The sequence below is a fragment of the Dictyoglomus sp. LHC4 genome (assembly GCF_055181355.1).
This window is the reverse complement of record NZ_CM143707.1, coordinates 1,677,163-1,694,853: the sequence shown is the minus strand read 5'-3', so window position 1 is coordinate 1,694,853 and position 17,691 is coordinate 1,677,163. Positions and strand designations below refer to the sequence as shown.

The 17,691-nt window shown below is 32.1% G+C and carries 15 protein-coding genes and 1 tRNA gene; 13 read left to right on the top strand and 3 right to left on the bottom strand.

Features of this window, described 5'->3' with window-relative positions:
* From ACY3JO_RS08600 to recJ, 8 genes are read left to right on the top strand one after another with little or no spacing between them, the layout of a single operon-like run.
* Positions 1-222 carry a DUF2905 domain-containing protein gene (locus tag ACY3JO_RS08600; RefSeq protein ID WP_463083443.1) on the top strand — a complete coding sequence of 74 codons (222 nt, stop codon included), beginning with the start codon at positions 1-3 and terminating at the stop codon, positions 220-222.
* A 12-nt stretch (positions 223-234) separates the two neighbouring features.
* Positions 235-1,323: a SpoIID/LytB domain-containing protein gene (locus tag ACY3JO_RS08595; protein WP_463084585.1), complete on the top strand. Its 1,089-nt coding sequence runs from the start codon at positions 235-237 to the stop codon at positions 1,321-1,323.
* Positions 1,314-2,333 (top strand): tRNA preQ1(34) S-adenosylmethionine ribosyltransferase-isomerase QueA, encoded by a 1,020-nt coding sequence (queA, locus tag ACY3JO_RS08590; RefSeq protein WP_463084584.1) that lies wholly within the window; start codon positions 1,314-1,316, stop codon positions 2,331-2,333. Before ACY3JO_RS08595 ends, queA begins: the two co-directional genes overlap by 10 nt.
* An 11-nt stretch (positions 2,334-2,344) precedes the next feature.
* Entirely contained in the window at positions 2,345-3,514 is a 1,170-nt protein-coding gene (gene tgt, locus ACY3JO_RS08585) for a tRNA guanosine(34) transglycosylase Tgt (protein WP_463084583.1), read from the top strand.
* Entirely contained in the window at positions 3,490-3,768 is a 279-nt protein-coding gene (gene yajC / locus ACY3JO_RS08580) for a preprotein translocase subunit YajC (RefSeq protein ID WP_463084582.1), read from the top strand. The genes tgt and yajC overlap by 25 nt, the downstream gene beginning before the upstream one ends.
* 24 nt (positions 3,769-3,792) lie before the next feature.
* The gene (gene secD, locus ACY3JO_RS08575) at positions 3,793-4,992 is read left to right on the top strand and encodes a protein translocase subunit SecD (RefSeq protein ID WP_463084581.1); all 1,200 of its coding nucleotides are present in this window, start codon (positions 3,793-3,795) and stop codon (positions 4,990-4,992) included.
* Positions 4,993-5,009: 17 nt separating this feature from the next.
* Entirely contained in the window at positions 5,010-5,885 is an 876-nt protein-coding gene (gene secF / locus ACY3JO_RS08570; RefSeq protein WP_463084580.1) for a protein translocase subunit SecF, read from the top strand.
* Positions 5,886-8,363: a single-stranded-DNA-specific exonuclease RecJ gene (recJ, locus tag ACY3JO_RS08565; protein WP_463084579.1), complete on the top strand. Its 2,478-nt coding sequence runs from the start codon at positions 5,886-5,888 to the stop codon at positions 8,361-8,363.
* Here the strand turns inward: recJ and ACY3JO_RS08560 are convergent.
* Positions 8,290-9,150, bottom strand: a complete 861-nt coding sequence (locus tag ACY3JO_RS08560; RefSeq protein ID WP_463084578.1) for a tRNA (adenine-N1)-methyltransferase — start codon at positions 9,148-9,150, stop codon at positions 8,290-8,292. The genes recJ and ACY3JO_RS08560 overlap by 74 nt on opposite strands.
* A complete protein-coding gene (gene polX, locus ACY3JO_RS08555; protein ID WP_463084577.1) occupies positions 9,147-10,889 on the bottom strand; it encodes a DNA polymerase/3'-5' exonuclease PolX in 1,743 nt (580 codons plus the stop codon). The genes ACY3JO_RS08560 and polX overlap by 4 nt, the downstream gene beginning before the upstream one ends.
* Positions 10,890-11,042: 153 nt before the next feature.
* Here polX and ACY3JO_RS08550 point away from each other — a divergent pair, with 153 nt between their 5' ends.
* Both ACY3JO_RS08550 and ACY3JO_RS08545 read left to right on the top strand, forming a co-directional pair.
* Complete coding sequence (locus ACY3JO_RS08550; RefSeq protein ID WP_463084576.1) at positions 11,043-11,462, top strand: Clp protease N-terminal domain-containing protein; 420 nt, start codon at positions 11,043-11,045, stop codon at positions 11,460-11,462.
* A gap of 71 nt (positions 11,463-11,533) precedes the next feature.
* Positions 11,534-11,628, top strand: a tRNA-Ser gene (locus ACY3JO_RS08545).
* Positions 11,629-11,646: 18 nt separating this feature from the next.
* On the opposite strand, the gene ACY3JO_RS08540 is transcribed toward ACY3JO_RS08545, so the two are convergent.
* Positions 11,647-12,264, bottom strand: coding sequence for a histidine phosphatase family protein (locus ACY3JO_RS08540; protein ID WP_463084575.1), 618 nt, complete (start codon positions 12,262-12,264; stop codon positions 11,647-11,649).
* A 79-nt stretch (positions 12,265-12,343) separates the two neighbouring features.
* On the opposite strand from ACY3JO_RS08540, the gene ACY3JO_RS08535 reads away from it, so the two are divergent.
* The 3 genes from ACY3JO_RS08535 (at position 12,344) to ACY3JO_RS08525 (ending at position 17,691) form a co-directional block, all read left to right on the top strand.
* Complete coding sequence (locus tag ACY3JO_RS08535; protein WP_463084574.1) at positions 12,344-13,204, top strand: helix-turn-helix transcriptional regulator; 861 nt, start codon at positions 12,344-12,346, stop codon at positions 13,202-13,204.
* A gap of 208 nt (positions 13,205-13,412) precedes the next feature.
* The gene (locus ACY3JO_RS08530) at positions 13,413-14,738 is read left to right on the top strand and encodes an extracellular solute-binding protein (RefSeq protein ID WP_463084573.1); all 1,326 of its coding nucleotides are present in this window, start codon (positions 13,413-13,415) and stop codon (positions 14,736-14,738) included.
* Between the two features lie 88 nt (positions 14,739-14,826).
* The gene (locus tag ACY3JO_RS08525; RefSeq protein ID WP_463084572.1) at positions 14,827-17,691 is read left to right on the top strand and encodes an extracellular solute-binding protein; all 2,865 of its coding nucleotides are present in this window, start codon (positions 14,827-14,829) and stop codon (positions 17,689-17,691) included.

The window sequence follows — 17,691 nt, the reverse complement described above, 5'->3', positions numbered from 1 at the left end:
ATGGACTTTATGGGCAAAGTACTTATTTTTTTGGGAATTTTACTTATAATTTTAGGATTAGTTTTTCTCTTTGTAGATAAAATTCCTTTATTAGGCAAGCTTCCTGGAGATATTAGAATAGAGAGGAAGAATTTTGTTTTTTATTTTCCATTGACCACCTCTATTCTTTTGAGTCTTTTCCTTACCATAATCATAAATATTATCTTGAGACTCAAAAAGTAAAGTAATATTAATATGAGGAAACTTTTACTGTTATTTATTCTTTCTTCTTTATCCCTTTTTAGTTTATCCTATTCTCAAGAAATCCCAACTTTAAGAATTGGTATTGAAAAAATTGATGGCGAGGTTTTCTTTTCAAATATAGGTGAGATTATTACAGATTATCTTAACATTAAGGTTGAAGGTAAAGGGATTATAAAGATTAAAGTTAAGGATGATAGTGCTATTATAGAAGCAGATAATGGTATACTTACCACTACTTTTCCAATTAAAATCTACCCGGATGGCTACTATTTAAACTATAATAACGATTTTTATCGTGGATATATGGAGATATCAAAAAGTGGATGGTTAGTAAATGTAATAAATATGGAAGATTATTTGTTGTCAGTAGTACCATCAGAGATGCCTGCTTACTATCCTTTGGAAGCTTTAAAAGCACAAGCAGTTGCTTCCCGAACTTATGCTTTAGCTAATATAGGTAGACATGGAGAATTTGATCTTTGCAATACTACTCATTGTCAAGTATATAAAGGGATGAAAAAAGAGAATGAAAAATCTACAAAAGCAGTAATGGACACCAAGGGAGAGATAATTGTATATAATGGTATTCCTATAAAAGCTTTTTTCCATTCGTCGTCAGGTGGTTATACTGAAGCTTGCAAATATGTTTGGGGACAAGATTTACCATATTTGCAAAGTGTTAAAGATGTGGATGAGCTTTTATTAGACACATGGACAAGAGAGATAACTTTAGGAGATCTTTTGTTCAAAATGAGATCTTTAGGAATTCCTTTGAGTAATGAATTTTCTATAGAAGTAGAGAAAACGCCATCAAATAGAGTATATAATATAATTTTTAAGGATGACTACGGAGTATATTATGTTAAAGGTACGACTTTTAGATATTTATTTAATTTACCAAGTACTTTATTTAATTTTTCCTTGAATAGGGGTGGGCAAATATTAATTGTGGGTAGAGGAAATGGACATGGAGTAGGTCTTTCTCAGAAAGGCGCAAAATTTTTGGCAGAAAAAGGTTATAATTATAGAGAGATTTTAAAATACTATTATCAAGGAGTGGATGTTGTTAGATGGTATTGAAATTGTCAGATTATGATTATTATCTTCCAGAAGAACTTATTGCTCAAGAGCCAGCTGAACCAAGAGATTCTTCTAAACTTATGGTGGTAAATAGAAGTACAGGGGATATCTCCATCCATATTTTCAGAGATATAAAGAACTTTTTAAAAAAGGGAGATGTATTAGTACTTAATAATACAAAAGTAATTCCTGCAAGGATATATGGAAAAAAGGAAACTGGTGCAAAGATTGAGATATTCCTTTTAAAGAAAACAGCTGATAAGGAATATGAGGCATTAATAAAGCCTGGAAAAAGAGCTAAAATTGGTTCAAAAATATTTTTTGAAAAGGATATTTATGCTGAGGTAATTGAAAGAAATACGGAAGGGATCTTTGTTTTACGGTTTTCTCAGGATAATATAGAAAGCATTCTTCCAGAGATCGGAGAAGTACCCTTACCTCCATATATTAAAAAGCCAATAAAAGATCCAAATCGTTATCAGACTGTTTATGCTGAAAAGGAGGGTGCTGTTGCTGCTCCAACAGCTGGATTACATTTTACACTTGAACTTTTGAAAAATTTGGAAAACATGGGAGTAGAGATATTATATGTCACTCTTCATGTAGGGCTTGGGACCTTTAAACCCGTAGTGGTTGAAGATATTACCCAACATAAATTAGAACCTGAATATTTTGAGTTATCAGAGGATGTAGCCTATAGGTTAAATAAAGCAAAGGAAGAAGGAAGAAGAATTATCGCTGTTGGTACTACAGTAACAAGAGTTCTTGAGTCTCAGGGAAGATCTGGGAAAGTGGAACCTGGTAAGGGTTTGGTTTCCTTGTTTGTATATCCTGGTTTTGAATTTAGAATTCTTGAGGGCCTTATAACAAATTTTCATCTTCCAAAATCTACTCTTCTTATGCTTGTTGCAGCATTTATGGGGTATGATCTTATGAAAAAGGCATATCAGAAAGCTATAGATGAAAGATTGAGATTTTATAGTTTTGGGGATGCCATGTTTATATATTAGGAGCTATAAATATGATTTTTGAGAAAATATTAGATGATAACATAACAAAAGCAAGATTAGGAAAATTAAGAACCTACCGTGGAGAGATTAATACTCCTGTTTTTATGCCTGTTGATACGCAAGGTGCTATAAAAACTGTTACTCCAGAAGAAGTAAAAGAGGTAGGAGCTGAAATAATTCTTTCTAATACTTATCATTTGTTTTTAAGACCTGGTCACGAATTGATAGAAAAAGCTGGGGGGCTTCATGTTTTTATGGGATGGGATAGACCTATATTAACTGATAGTGGGGGTTATCAAGTTTTTAGCCTTGCCAGATTAAGAAAAATAGATGAAGAAGGTGTTTACTTTAGTTCTCATATTGATGGTACTCAGCATTTTTTTACTCCAGAACTTGTCATGGATATACAGAAAGCTTTAGGTTCAGATATTATAATGCCGCTTGATATATGTTTAGGATATGGTGCTTCATACTGGGAAACTAAAGATGCATTAAAAACTACCATTTTCTGGCTAAAAAGGGCTATAGACTATAAAGAAAAGAAAGGGAATACTAATCAGATTCTTTTTGGTATTGTACAAGGTGGTTTTTACAAAGAACTTAGAAAAGAGGCTGTTGAAAAGCTTTTAGAATTTGATTTAAAAGGTATAGCTATCGGGGGTATAAGTGTGGGTGAGCCTAAGGAAGCCATGTATGAGATAATGGGGTATACCTTAGATTTACTTCCTAAAGATAAACCAAGATACCTTATGGGAGTTGGTGCTCCAGAGGATTTGATAATTGGAGTTTCCATGGGAGTAGATATGTTTGATTGTGTTTTACCTACGAGGCTTGCAAGACATGGTGTTTTTTATACAAAAGAGGGAAGAAAAAATATTAAAAATGCAAAATATAAAGAGGATTTTACACCTTTAGAGGAAGATTGTGATTGTTATTCATGTAAAAAATTTACCAAGGCTTATATAAGACATTTATTTTTACAGCATGAGACCCTTTCTTATAGACTTCTCACAATTCATAATTTAAGATTTCTATTTAGACTTATGGAAGAAATACGAAAAAGTATACAGGAAGGGAGGTTTGGTGAGTTCAAAAGAGAATTTCTTTCTAAGTATTTGATCTCTGATAAAGAAAATAGATTGGAGAAGGAGGATATATGGAACAAGCTGTTAATTTATTAGGTTTAATAGTTGTTTGGGGAGTTTTCTTAGCTATTTTTTACTTTATTCTTGTAATTCCTCAAAAAAAGGAAGCTAAAAAAAGAGAAGAAATGTTAAATTCTCTAAAAGTAGGGGATAAAATAGTTACAAAAGGGGGATTGATAGGGCAGATAGTAGCTATAAATAAACAGAAAAGGACAATACAAGTTTCTTTTGCAAAAGGTATAGTTTTTGAGATGCTGATTGATGGGATTGCTTATCCTTTAAAAGATTAATAGAGAAAGGGGAGATATGAAATAATGAACATAAGGGCAGAATATAAAACAGCTTTTATTGTACTTCTTTTAGGTGTAGCTATCTGGATTCTTCTTACTTTCCCTTTTAGATTTGGGTTGGATATTAGGGGTGGTATAAGGGTTACATTGCAATGTCAAAAGGCAGAAGGGGTCGAGATTACAGATGATGCTGTAAGAAGAACTATTGAGGTTATTAGAAATCGTATAGATCAATTAGGAGTAACGGAGCCTTCTATTTATAAAGAAGGTACAGATAAGATTGTAGTAGAGCTTCCTGGTATAAAAGATCCAGAAAGGGCATTGGAAATTATAGGTCAAACAGCTTTACTTGAATTTAAAGATGAAAAGGGAAATACCATATTGACTGGTTCAGCGTTAAAAAATGCAAAAGTAGAGTTTGATCAGGTTGGACAACCTATGGTCAGGGTAGAGATGAATCCTGAAGGTGCTAAGATATTTGCTGATTTTACTGCTAAAAATGTAGGAAAGCAAGTTTTTATTGTACTTGATGGTAAGGTAATATCCAATCCTGTAATAAAAGAGCCTATAACTGAAGGAGTGGGAGTGATAACAGGAAGATTTACTATTGATGAGGCACAAAAACTCGCAATACTTCTTAGGGCTGGAGCTTTACCTGTACCTGTAAAGGTTATTGAAAATAGGACTGTTGATCCAACCTTAGGAAAGGATACCATGGAGTCCGCTTATAGAAATGGAATTATTGGTGGAATCCTTGTTATCTTGTTTATGATTCTTGTTTTTAGAATGATGGGACTCGTTGCAGATATTGCTCTTTTAATTTATTTAATATTAGATCTTGCAGCCTTAAAGCTTTTAAATGCAACCTTAACTTTACCAGGTATTGCAGGTATTATTCTTTCCATAGGTATGGCTGTAGATGCTAATTGTTTAATTTTTGCAAGAATGAGGGAAGAATATGCTAAAGGTAAAACTCCTATAGCAGCTTTAGACTCTGGTTTTAGGAATGCTTTAAGAGCTATTATTGACAGCAATGTTACTACAATACTTGCAGCATTGATACTTTTCTATTTTGGGACAGGACCTATAAGGGGATTTGCAGTAACATTATCCTTAGGTGTGGCTCTTAGTATGTTTACATCTATTACAGTCACAAGAACTCTTCTTGAGAATTTGTTATCAATTCCAGTATTTAAGAAGGCAACAAAGTTAATTGGACTTTAGAGAAGGGAGGAAAAGTTGTGAAAAGAGAGATAAATTTTTTAGGGAAAAAAGTAAGAAGGTTTTTTCTTATCATATCTTTCCTTTTTGTAGCTGTTGGTATGGTATTCTTTTTTACAAAGGGATTGAATTACAGTATTGACTTTCAAAGTGGAAGTCTTCTCTATTATAAATTATTTTCTCCTTTAACCTCTGATCAGATTGCAAAGATCAGAGATATAGCCAAAAGTCTTTATGACAAGGCTACAATACAGACAGGATCAGAGGGTAAAGAGATTTGGATAAGAACAAAATTTTTAAATGAAGAAGATGTTAAAAAACTTTCTTCTGAGATTGAGAAAGTGTTAGGAAAGTATGATGGTAGAGAACTAACTACTATTGAGCCAACTATAAGCAAAGAACTCAGAGAGAAAGCTATCCTTGCTTCTGTTTTAGCCATAATTATAATGCTTGTGTATATAACTATAAGATTTAGATTTGATTTTGCAATTTCTGCAATTATAAGTGAAGCCTTTGTCCTTTTGGCTACCATCTCTCTCTTTTCTATTTTTCAGTGGGAAGTGAGTCCATCCTTTATAGCAGCAATATTGACTCTTTTAGGTTATGCTATTAATGATAATATTATAGTTTTTGATAGAATAAGGGAGAATATGAAACAGAATCCAAAAGAAAAATTTACAGCTCTTGCTAATAGGAGTATTAATCAAACCCTTGCAAGGACTATATATACAGTTTTAACTACTTTATTAGCAATAACACCTCTTCTTATATGGGGTGGAACAGTTTTGAGATCTTTTATAATTGCTTTGTATTTTGGAATAATAATAGGTACTTATAGTACTATATATATAGCTACCTCATTACTTTGTGAGTGGAAAGATATGCATATTTCATAGATGATGAGAAAGTGGATTCTTCTTTTTGAAGAAAATAAAGGGCAGGAAGAGGAACTTGCAAGAAAACTTGGAATTTCATCTCTTCTTGCCCGTCTCCTTGTAAATAGGGGAATTGTTGATGTAAATAAAGCAAAAAAATTTCTTTACCCTAAAATGGAACATTTATATGACCCTTCTTTCTTTTTTCCAAGTTTTGAAAAAGCAGTTAAATATTTACTAAAGCTACGAGAAATTAAGGGCAAAATTCTTATTTTTGGAGATTATGATGTAGATGGGATTACAGCTACCACTATTCTTTATAGTGTATTATCCAATTGGGGTTTTAATGTTTCTTATTATATTCCTCACAGATTAGAAGAGGGATATGGACTTAAAGAAAAAAGTATTAAGAGGGCTTTAACTCAAAATGAATTTGTAAGGCTTATATTGACTGCGGATTGTGGTATTAAGAATAAAAAAGAAATAGATTATTTAAGAAAGAATGGTATTGAGGTAATTGTGACGGATCACCATATTCCAGATGAAACATGTATTCCAGATGCTTTATTGGTTTTTGATCCTTATTTAAATAATTATCCATACCCATATATGGCGGGTGTAGGAGTAGCATTTAAGTTTTTAAAGGTTTTAGGAGACGCTATAGGTAAAAATATTTATAATGAAAAAGGTGTATTAGAACTTGTAACCTTAGGTACCCTGGGAGATATGATGGAATTGAAGGATGAAAACAGAGTACTTGTGAAATATGGATTAGAAAAGATCTTAAAATCGGATATTTTAGGTTTGAGAGCTCTAATTAGGAAGGCTGGTTTGGATCGCAATACCCTAATAAGTACTAAAGATATAATATTTAGTATAACTCCCAGAATAAATGCAGTAGGAAGATTTAAGGGGGTAGAGGAAGCAGTAAGACTTTTTCTGACCGAAGATGTGGAGGAAGCAGAATCTTTTGCAGATAAGCTTGATGAATTTAATAGGAAACGAAAAGAGGAAGTAGAAAGAGTCTATGAGATGGCAAAAGAATTAGTAAAGTATGAGGATTTAGAGAAAAATCGTGTAGTTTTTTTGTATAGTGAAAATTGGGGAAAAGAGGTAGGGGGAGTTATAGGGGTTGTAGCCTCAATGTTAACTGAAGAATATAATCTCCCTTTCTTTCTTGGAAGAAAAGAGGGTGAAATGATTGTTTTCTCAGGTAGAGGAGTGGAAGAGGTAGATTTGTTTGATTATATATCTAAGCTATCTTCATACTTAATAAATTATGGTGGGCATAAAGGTGCAGTTGGTTTTTCTATTCTAAATAAAGATTATGTAGATTTTAAATTAGAGGCAATAAACACTGCAAACAATCTTTGGAAAGACTTGGATTTTACACCTAAAGTAAAGATAGATGCTGAAATATCTTTAGATAAGGTCAGTAAAGAATTTTTATCCAAATTTCTTTCTGAGCTTGATTTACTACCGCCTTTTGGCCCTGGTAATGAGGAGCCAAGATTTAAGATAAATTCTACAACTTTTACACATTTTGAGAAGATTGGTAATGGGGGAAGATATAAGATAAAGATAGGAGATGTAACAGGGAGAGTTTTTTCGACTCCCATCTTTTCCCTCAGTATAGGTGAAGAGACTTTTAAGGATATTCCTAAAACAGTAGATATTGTTTTAAAAATAGAAAAAGAAGGATATCAAGGGAGAGAATATTTTAATTTCTATCTTGAAGAGTGGAAAGAATCGGAAGAATCCTTAAAAAGTACTAAAAGAGATAAAATTAAGTATATATTATATTTTGTTGATAATATATTTGAGGTGTTAAATCTTATAGAGGAGATAAAGAAAAGAGAAAGAGATTATATCATAGTATCTCCTAATTGGAATAAAAATTTTTGGGAATTAAACTTATATTCTCCATGGAGTTTAGGAACAATTCAAATTAACAAAGATACTATTTTATTATGGGATGATTCAGAGTTATTTTTGAAGGAACAAGTTTTTCATAAATTTTTAGAAACTATTAAAAATTTAAAAAATCCTATTATTTTTATTTCTTACCTTAAAAATGAGGAAAAAAGATTAATGCTTTCAGATCTTTTAGGAATAAAAAATCTTCGATTACCTAATGATGTATATACACCTTCTTTTACCGATGCAAGGTTTTCCAAAACAAAAGATAAAGATATTAGATCTTTTGAAGGAAGAGATGTATATTTTTATCCTAACAAGATACCGAACAAAATATATAAATATTTGGTATTTTTAAAACCTCCTCTCACAGACTTAGAGTTTATTAAGTGGTCAAGCTTTGGTCAACATATTATTTTGCTTTTTGGAAAAGATGAGTTTATAGAAGGTTATAAAAGGATGAAAGAAAAATTACCCTATTTGGAAAAGGAAGAAAGAGAAATATTTACTAATTTGGTTCAAAATTTTCTTCATTTTCTACAGAAGGCAAAGCCTTCTGAAATATATTCTCTTCTTTTGTAAGTACTTTCCTTGCTATAGTTAGGAAAGCAGTATGGGCTACCATTCTATGATAAGGTCTTACAGATAAACTCTCTATCTGCCATGGTCTAAGAAGGGTTTCTATTGTTTCAATAAGGGTAAATGATTTAAAGCTTTCTAAGCTTTCTACTGTTTTTTGAACTTGTAATATGGTAGGTGTATAAATTACAAGTATTCCACCTGGTCTTAAAACTTTATCAATATGTTTAATAGCTCTCCACGGTTCTGGAAGATCAAGAATAACTCTATCTATATCTTTATCTTCTTCGTCTATTTCTTGATATATATCCTTTAATCGTAATATATGATTATCTCTTCTTCCTAAGAAATTTTCTATATTTATAAGTGCTCTTTTTGCAAAATCCTCTCTTATCTCGTAGGATATAACTACCCCCGTTTCTCCTACTGCTTGTAAAAGTGCTATGGTAAGAGCTCCAGATCCAATACCAGCCTCTAATACTCTTGCTCCAGGATAGATGTCTCCCCATACTAATATAGTGCCTATATCCTTGGGATATATAATTTGGGCACCTCTTGGCATTTCAAGGATATAGTCTGCGTAGGTTGGTCTTAAAACTAAGAGATTTCCACCATGAGATGATTTTATGATACTTCCTTCTTCAAGTCCTATTATGTCATTATGTTGTACATAACCCTTGTGGTAATAGAAGGTCTTGTCTTTTTCTAATTGAATAAGATATCGTCTCTTACTTTCCCAAAGGATAACCCATTCGCCTTCGGAGAGTTTTCCTTTTCTTCTTATTTTCATCTTTTCTCTTTATATCTTTTAAGTTTAAGTTTTGCTTCTTCCCAAGGATATGTATTTATAACATCTTCTTTTTTAAGCCAAGCCCTTCTTGCTACATAGATTCCATACTTTATAAGTGAATAACTACGAATATCATGACTATCTGTTCCTATAGATAAATAAATGCCATGTTTCTCACGAGCCATTCTTGCATCTATATCGCATAAATCAAGTCTATCGGGTTGAGCATTTATTTCCAGTACGGTACCTGTTTCTTTAGCCCAATAAAGAATAGCAGGAAAATCTACTTCATAGGCTGGTCTCTTATTTATTAATCTTCCCGTGGGATGGCTTATTATATCTACCCATGGATTTTTGATAGCAGAAATCAATCTCTCAGTTATTTTCTCTTTTGGCTGTTTAAAGCCAGAATGTAATCCTGCAATAACAAGATCAAAGTTCTTTAAAACTTCCTCTGGTAAATCTATACTACCATCGCTTAATATGTTAGCTTCAATACTATGTAAAATTTTGAAATCCCTATATTTTCTATTTAATTCATTGATTCTTTGTCTCTGTTTTTCAATTTGTTCTGGGGTTAAACCACCTGCAACTCCAAGTGCCTGACTATGATCTGATATTACTACATATTTGTATCCTAATCTATATGCCGCCTCTACCATTTCTTCCAAGGTATTTGCCCCATCACTCCAGTCTGTATGTACATGCATATCTCCTAAAATATCTTTTTCTTCAATTAACACTGGTAGTTTACCTTCCATTGCTGATTCTATTTCACCTTGATCTTCTCTGAGTTCGGGGGGTATAAACTGTAGACCTAATAACTCGTAAATTTCCTCTTCTTTTTCTCCGCATAACTTTTTGTTATCGCTAATTCTAAAAACTCCATATTCATTGATTTTTAATCCCTTCTTTATAGCTATTTCTCTTAGTTTTATATTATGAGCTTTAGATCCTGTGAAATATTGAAGGGCGGATCCAAAGGAGCCTTTGTCTACAACTCTAAAATCTACTTGAATTCCGGGTTCAACAATAATACTTGTTTTAGTTGTTCCAGCTGCAAGTATGTTTCTTAATATAGGTAAACTTTTTAGAACTTGATTTACTTTTTCCATGTCACTAGTGGTTATAAGAATATCAATATCTCCTATGGTTTCTTTTCTTCTTCTTATACTTCCTGCTGGTATTATGTCTGTTACAAAGGGATATTGAGATAGGTAATTTACGATTTCTTCCACTAAGGGTAAGGCTACTCCTAAAGGTATTCTTTCTGATACTTGCTGTTTCTCTTTGTATTCTTTTATGGCTTCTAATATATTTTGCTCAACTTTTGGTCCAAGTCTTGGTAACAGCCTTATTTTACCCTCTTTTGCTGCCTTCTCTAAGGATTCTAAATCTTTTATTCCAAGCTCTGTATAAAGTCTATAAGCGAGTTTGGGACCGATTCCCGGTATTTTTAGAAGTTCAAGGATTTCTGGGGGTATTTCTTTTCGTAATTCTTCTAAATAAGTTACTTTTCCTGTAGTTAAATATTCTTTTATCTTTTGCCCAATACTTTCTCCTATTCCCTTTATTTGATACAATTTCCCTTCTTTAAATAATTTTTCTATGTCTTCTGGTAAATTCTCTATTCTTCTTGCAGCCTCTTGATAAGCTGCAACTTTATATTTATTTTCTCCCTTTATCTCTAAAAAGATGGCTATCTCATCTAATATTTGAGCAACTTCTCTGTTCTTCATATTCTTATTATATCATTAATAGTTTTTGTGTAGGATACTCAAATTTGTTAAATAAGATTTAAGTATTTTCTTTTTGATACTTTATATCTTGTAAGTAGTTTGTATATACTGTAAAATATCTAAAATAGTGATGGGTAGAGGGAGGGAAATTTTATGAAGACTTTTAAAATTAGGGCTGATAAATTTTTGATTTATGCTCAAGAGATTGCATTAGCTTATAGTTCTCCTTGTGTTGATGTGGAGCATTTACTTTTAGGATTAATAAAAGAGGAAAATAGTATTGTTAGTGGGATTCTTAAAAAAATGGGAGTAGATTTAAAGAAAATAAAATTAGAACTTGAGAGAGAAATTAAGAATCTTAAAACTGATAAGTACGAAATGTATCCACTAAGCCCAAAATTGTCAAAAATTTTAGATTATGCTGAGGAATTTGCTAAAAAATTCGGTGATAATGCGATAAATTCCGAACATCTACTTTTGGGGATTTTAAAAGATAATACATCTCTTGCAAGTAAAATTCTTAATTCTCAAGGTGTAAATTTAGATAAAATAATTAAAGAGCTTCAAAAATAGTAAACACAAATTTAGGGGTTTTCATTAATATTGCTTTTTGTTAACACCTTATGGTATAATCTTCAGTGCTTGGAGAGGTGGCCGAGTCGGTTTAAGGCAGCCGCCTGCTAAGCGGTTGTACGGGCTAAAACCCGTACCGAGGGTTCGAATCCCTCCCTCTCCGCCATTTAAAAATCTTTAGAACTTAAATCTCAAAGATTTCGTGCGGAAATAAATAGTTTAACCTTATAAGAATAAATTTACCTTTACTTATTTTAAAATGAGTTACTGAGCAAGAGCTAACAGTAACTCTCCCAAAACCTAAATAAGGAATTTCTAAAAAGACATATAAAGCTGCTCTTATTATTGCTCCATGAGTAAATATTGCTATTTTATGTTCTTGATGCTCTTCTAAGATAAATTCTTTTTCTAATTTTAATCTTTCATAGACATTTTTAAAACTTTCACCTTTAGGAATTCTTCCTCTCTCAGTATGATATAACCATAAGTCTCTCTCTATGGGATATTTATTGTGTACTTCTATTACGGTAAGCCCTTCCCATTCTCCAAAATCAAACTCTATCCAATTGTTTCTTATGATAATCTCCTTATTTAACTTTTGTGATAGAGGAAGGGCTGTTTCATAAGCTCTTATTAAGGGACTTGAATAAATAAAATCAATATTTTCTTTAATTAGATATTCAGACAAGATTTGGACTTGTTTTTTGCCCCTTTCATTTAAGGGAATATCTGTTCTCCCCTGAAATCTTCCTTCTTTATTCCAATCTGTTTCTCCGTGTCTTATTAAATATATTTCTCCCATACTAAGAAGAAATTTTAACCAAATTTGTACATTTAGTCTATAATAAATTATTAAAAAATTAAATATTTTTAAGGTGAATATGAGGCAGAGGAAAGCAGATTTAATAGAAGATATTGATCATGGAACTCCAGATTTTCATCTTTTTGTTCATGAGGACATATTTGTCTATAAAAATGGTAAGATAGATCCTCATTGGCATAATGAGTTTGAAATACTTTATATAAAAAAAGGTATAGGAAGATTTTATATTGATAGTTATGAGTATAGAATAAAGGAAAGGGAGTATATCTTTGTTAATGGTGGTGCAATTCATTCTGGAGAGGAACTTGTAAGAAGGACAATAGGATATGCTATTGTATTTGATCTTGGAATTCTTTATTCTGAAGAGCCCGATTACTGTAAATATGAATATTTTATGCCTCTTATTAATAAAAAAATATATATACCAAATTTGATAAACGATGACAAAATAAGAAGAGATGTGGAAGATATTATTGATGTTTTTATAGAAAAACCCTATGGCTATGAACTTTTTATCAAAAGCTTGCTTTTTGATATTTTTGGAAGACTTTTTAGATATTATGTACAACCTATTAAAACTGATGGTAGATTAGGTTATAAATTAGAGAGGATAAAAGATGTATTAAATTATATAAACAAAAATTATAACAAAGATCTTACATTAGAAGAGTTAAGTAAAGAAGTAGATATGAGTAAATTTTATCTTTGTAGATTATTTAAAGATAGTCTTAAAATGAGTCCAGTGGAATATATAAATAAAGTAAGAGTAGAGAAAGCTGTAGAATTACTTAGAAACACTGATTTGAGCATATCTGAGATAGCATTGGAATGTGGTTTTAATAACATAAGTTATTTTATTAAAGTATTCAAGAGATATATGCAGATAACGCCCCTGAAATTTAGAAAGCAAAATTATTAAATTTATAAATGTATTTATAAATCCTCAAAATCATTAGAAATATATAAGTTTCAGTCTATAATTAATCCATCCATGTTTTTAATGGAATTTTAATATAAAGCAAAATATTTTTATTTTTTACCAAAATTGTAGTAGAAGATAAAATTTTATTAAAGATAAAATTAATTTGAAAAGTATGAATTTTTTTAAAGGTGGGAGGTTTTAAGTCATGAAAAAATTTTTTCTGTTTTGTTTAATTTTTACGTTTTTATCTGTAACTGCTATAGTTCCGTCTTTTGGCCAAAAGGTATATACAGTAAAGGTGGGGAATTATACATTAAATATTGATACGCAAAAGTACAGGGGTAGGACTATTTATGTTTGGCAATTTTGGCCAGAAGAAGAAAAAAGTAGTATTCCAGGTGTTCGATCAGCAAAGCAAGTAAGAGAAGAATTTGAAAAAATAACTGGTGCTAAAGTACAGATAGTATATACGACATGGGAAAACTACAGACCTAAATTAAGTGCAGCCATATTGTCAGGAGCAGGAGCAGATGTAGTGTATATTGGTGCAGGTGAAAAACCTACTTGGATGATGAAGAAGATGCTCCTTCCTCTTAATAGGTATATTGACTTTAAGGATAAAAATCTTTGGAATGCTGTAGGTTTTAGGAAAAGTACTGTAGACTTCTTCACATGGAGAGGACAAGTTTATGCAGTAACAAATATATATAATGACAATGTATTTCCATATATTCTTTACTATAATAAAGAGAAATTTGAGATGGCAGGACTGCCAGATCCATTAGAGTTGTATAAGCAGGGTAAATGGACATGGGATGCTTTCTTTAATGCAGGAAAACAGCTAACCCAGGACATCAATGGTGATGGAAAGATAGATCAATATGCCTATGCTACTTGGGCAGTTATACAACCCTTCCTTTATACTAATGATGTGGAAGTTGTGAAATATATTGGAGGTAGACCTGTTTTTGCGATGGATGATCCAAAGGCATATAGAGCATTCCAAGCCTTGTATGATATGGATGCAAAATATAAGATGAGACCTGCTGACTGGTGGACAGATCCACAGGGTAGATTCCAAAAAGGTATAACCTGTATGGATTATTGGGGACCATGGGAACTTAGTGGAATGAGGAATGCTCTTGGTAAGAAGCTTGGAATAGTTCCATTCCCAAAGGGACCTGATAGTAAGAAAAAGAGTGCTGATATGGCAGATGATGGTGCATGGGCTATTGCTTCTTCCTCCAAAGATCCAGAGCTTGCAGCATTATACTTAATATGGATGCTAATGCCAACAGATAAAGAGAAGGAGTTAATAGTGAAAGATCAGATAGAAAGAGTTGGTGGAAAAGAGATTTATGATTTGCTTTTAGAGGCCTCTACGAGAGCAGTTATTGATCCTATATCTGGAATCCCTGGTTTTTGGGATCTAATAAACCAAATTGATGTGGCTAATCCCGCTAAATCTATAAAAGCCTTGAAGCCTAAATTCCAAGCTGCTATTGATGCTATTTTAGAAGGGTTGAAGTAGTTTAACCTTGGGGGAGAAGATTAAAAAATACTTGTCTTCTCCCCCAAAAAGATATAAAATTGTTTACAAAAAGGTGGAGGAAGATAAATTGAAAAAGGTTATAAAAACTTTTTTGAAAGTGGTTACCTTTATATTTATTGTTAATTTCTTGTTTTCATTTTCTTTTGCTCAGAATCAAAGTTCTAAATTAAACATTATTTTTGAACTTATAAGTAGAGAAAATTCTTATGAAACTTACATATCGAAATATATAGATAAACCAAGACCTAAATCAGTTATTATTATTCCTGGTGTGAAATATTCTAGTTTTTCTAAAGATTTAAATTTAAAAGTCTTAACTGATCTAACCTCTGACAAACATCCAGTTATATTTACTGGAGAGAATGGATATATAGAGTGGACTTTTAATATAAAAGAGGAAGGTTTATATAACATAGCAGTTAAGTATTTTCCTGTAAAAGGTAAAAATTCAAGTATTGAAAGAGAACTTATTATTGATGGAAAAAGACCTTTTAACGAAGCCAGGATATTGAGATTTGAAAGAATATGGAAAGATGGAGGACCTGCTTTTAAAGACAACAGGGGTAATGAACTTAGACCTATACAGGTGGAAAATCCTATTTGGGTAGAAAAGATATTAGAGGATCCTGATGGTTTATATGCTGATCCTTTCCTTTTTTATTTTTCTCCAGGAAAACATACTATAAGATTTGTATCAGTGAAAGAACCTATGGTTATTGATTATATAAAGATTTTCAACGAAGAAAGAAAACCAAAATATGAAGAAGTTTCACCAAAAAATGAGTATAAAAAACTCAGTGGTATTTTTATAAAGGTACAAGGTGAAAATGCTACCTTAAAATCAGAACCCACTCTTTATCCAATCTCTGATAGGTCTAATCCCCTTAATGAACCGTATGATCCCAGGAGAAAAGTATTAAATATCATAGGAGGCTACAATTGGAGATCTGCAGGTCAATGGATTGAGTGGAGATTTAATGTACCTGAAGATGGTTTATATAAAATAGGAATTAAATATAGACAGAATGCAAATCCGGGAATACCATCAGAAAGAACTCTTTATATAGATGGAAAAATTCCTTTTGAAGAGGTTAAAAATATTAAGTTTAAATATAATACTCAATGGCAATTTTCGTATTTGGGAAATGATAAAGATCCGTATTTATTTTATTTAAAAAAGGGTGAACATACCCTGCGTCTTAAAGTTACTTATGAAAGCATTGCAGATATAATAAGAAATGTGCTTCAATGTTCTATTGATTTATCTCAATTATATACAAAAATTGTTATGATTACTTCTCCTAATCCAGACCCTTACAGAGATTATATGTTAGAGCAAAATATTCCTGATCTTATAGATACTCTTCTTAAAAATGCAAAAATATTGAGAGAAAATGCAGAAAAGATAAGGAAAATCGGTGGTGAAAAGGCAAGTGAAGCAGCTACCTTGGAAACTGTGGCAATTCAATTGGAAGGAATGGCAAGAGAGCCAGAAACAATTGCTCAAAGATTGCAAAGATATAGAGATAACTTATCTTCATTATCTGCGTGGGTTCTTACAATTAGAGAACAGCCATTAGATATTGATTATATTGTAATAGCCTCACAAGATGCACAAGTACCAAGGATAAATCCCAATATATTTGAAAGGGTTATTGATGCAACTAAAAAGTTTTTCATATCTTTTATTGAAGATTATAACTTAATTGGTACTATATATGAAAAGGATAAGGCTATTAATGTGTGGGTACAAATGGGTAGAGATCAGGCTGAAACCTTGAAGATGTTAATAGATACTGAGTTTACCCCAAAGACAGGAATAGGTGTAAACATTAATATTATAACTACCGAGGCAGCACTACTTTTCTCGGTTGCATCAAAAGAGAATCCTCCAGATGTGGCTCTTAATGTGCCTCGAGGTCTTGCTGTAGATTATGGAATACGTGGGGCATTGGTAGATGTTTCAAAATTACCTGGTTTTGAAGAAGTAAAAAAGAGATTTGCTAAGTATGCTCTTGTTCCATATGGTTTCGGAGGAAAAGTTTACGGTTTGCCAATGACTCAAGATTTTCCAATAATGTTTTATAGGGCAGATATCCTTGGTCGTCTAAACATTGAGATTCCAGATACATGGGATGAGCTTTACAAAACTATCGCAAAGCTTCAGAGTTATAATTTACAATTTGCTGCAGGAACAGGTGGTACAAGTTTTGATATTTTCAACATGTTGCTTCTACAAAGGGGAGGAAAATATTATACAGAAGATGGTAAAAGGTGTGTACTAAATAATGAGGAAGGTGTAGATGCATTTAGAGAGTGGACAAATTTATATGTTCTCTATGGAATACCGCTTTATTATGATTTCTTTAACAGATTTAGAACAGGAGAGATGCCCTTAGGTATTGGTCCTTATACTATGTATAATCAATTTAAAGTAGCAGCTCCAGAAATAAGCGGATTATGGGGAATAGCACCTGTTCCGGGAAGAAGAAAATCAGATGGTAGCATAGATAGAAGTGTTGCTGGTGGTGGTAACGCAGTATTAATATTTGCCCAATCCAAAAAAATCCCTGAGGCATGGGAATTTGTTAAGTGGTGGTTATCATCTGATGTACAAGCAAGGTTTGGTAGGGAATTAGAAGCTGTTTTAGGGGCAGGTGCAAGATATAACACTGCTAATGTAGAAGCTATGAGTTATTTACCATGGCCTTCTTCAGACTATAAGGTCCTTTCTGAGCAATGGAAATATCTTAAGGAGATTCCTAATGTTCCTGGTAGCTACTATACATATAGACATTTAGATAATGCTTTTAGGGAAGTAGTTATGCTTGGAGAGATACCAAGAGAAGCTATAGAGAAATATACTAAAGAGATTAATAAGGAAATTGATAGAAAACGAGAAGAGTTTGGACTTGAATTAGCAAAAGAATAA

Coding starts and splice junctions, on each gene's coding strand:
- yajC (WP_463084582.1), top strand. CDS start 3,490: ATGGAACAAGCTGTTAATTTATTAGGTTTAATAGTTGTTTGGGGAGTT.
- tgt (WP_463084583.1), top strand. CDS start 2,345: ATGATTTTTGAGAAAATATTAGATGATAACATAACAAAAGCAAGATTA.
- ACY3JO_RS08550 (WP_463084576.1), top strand. CDS start 11,043: ATGAAGACTTTTAAAATTAGGGCTGATAAATTTTTGATTTATGCTCAA.
- secD (WP_463084581.1), top strand. CDS start 3,793: ATGAACATAAGGGCAGAATATAAAACAGCTTTTATTGTACTTCTTTTA.
- ACY3JO_RS08540 (WP_463084575.1), bottom strand. CDS start 12,264: ATGGGAGAAATATATTTAATAAGACACGGAGAAACAGATTGGAATAAA.
- ACY3JO_RS08600 (WP_463083443.1), top strand. CDS start 1: ATGGACTTTATGGGCAAAGTACTTATTTTTTTGGGAATTTTACTTATA.
- ACY3JO_RS08535 (WP_463084574.1), top strand. CDS start 12,344: ATGAGGCAGAGGAAAGCAGATTTAATAGAAGATATTGATCATGGAACT.
- polX (WP_463084577.1), bottom strand. CDS start 10,889: ATGAAGAACAGAGAAGTTGCTCAAATATTAGATGAGATAGCCATCTTT.
- ACY3JO_RS08560 (WP_463084578.1), bottom strand. CDS start 9,150: ATGAAAATAAGAAGAAAAGGAAAACTCTCCGAAGGCGAATGGGTTATC.
- ACY3JO_RS08595 (WP_463084585.1), top strand. CDS start 235: ATGAGGAAACTTTTACTGTTATTTATTCTTTCTTCTTTATCCCTTTTT.
- recJ (WP_463084579.1), top strand. CDS start 5,886: ATGATGAGAAAGTGGATTCTTCTTTTTGAAGAAAATAAAGGGCAGGAA.
- queA (WP_463084584.1), top strand. CDS start 1,314: ATGGTATTGAAATTGTCAGATTATGATTATTATCTTCCAGAAGAACTT.
- ACY3JO_RS08530 (WP_463084573.1), top strand. CDS start 13,413: ATGAAAAAATTTTTTCTGTTTTGTTTAATTTTTACGTTTTTATCTGTA.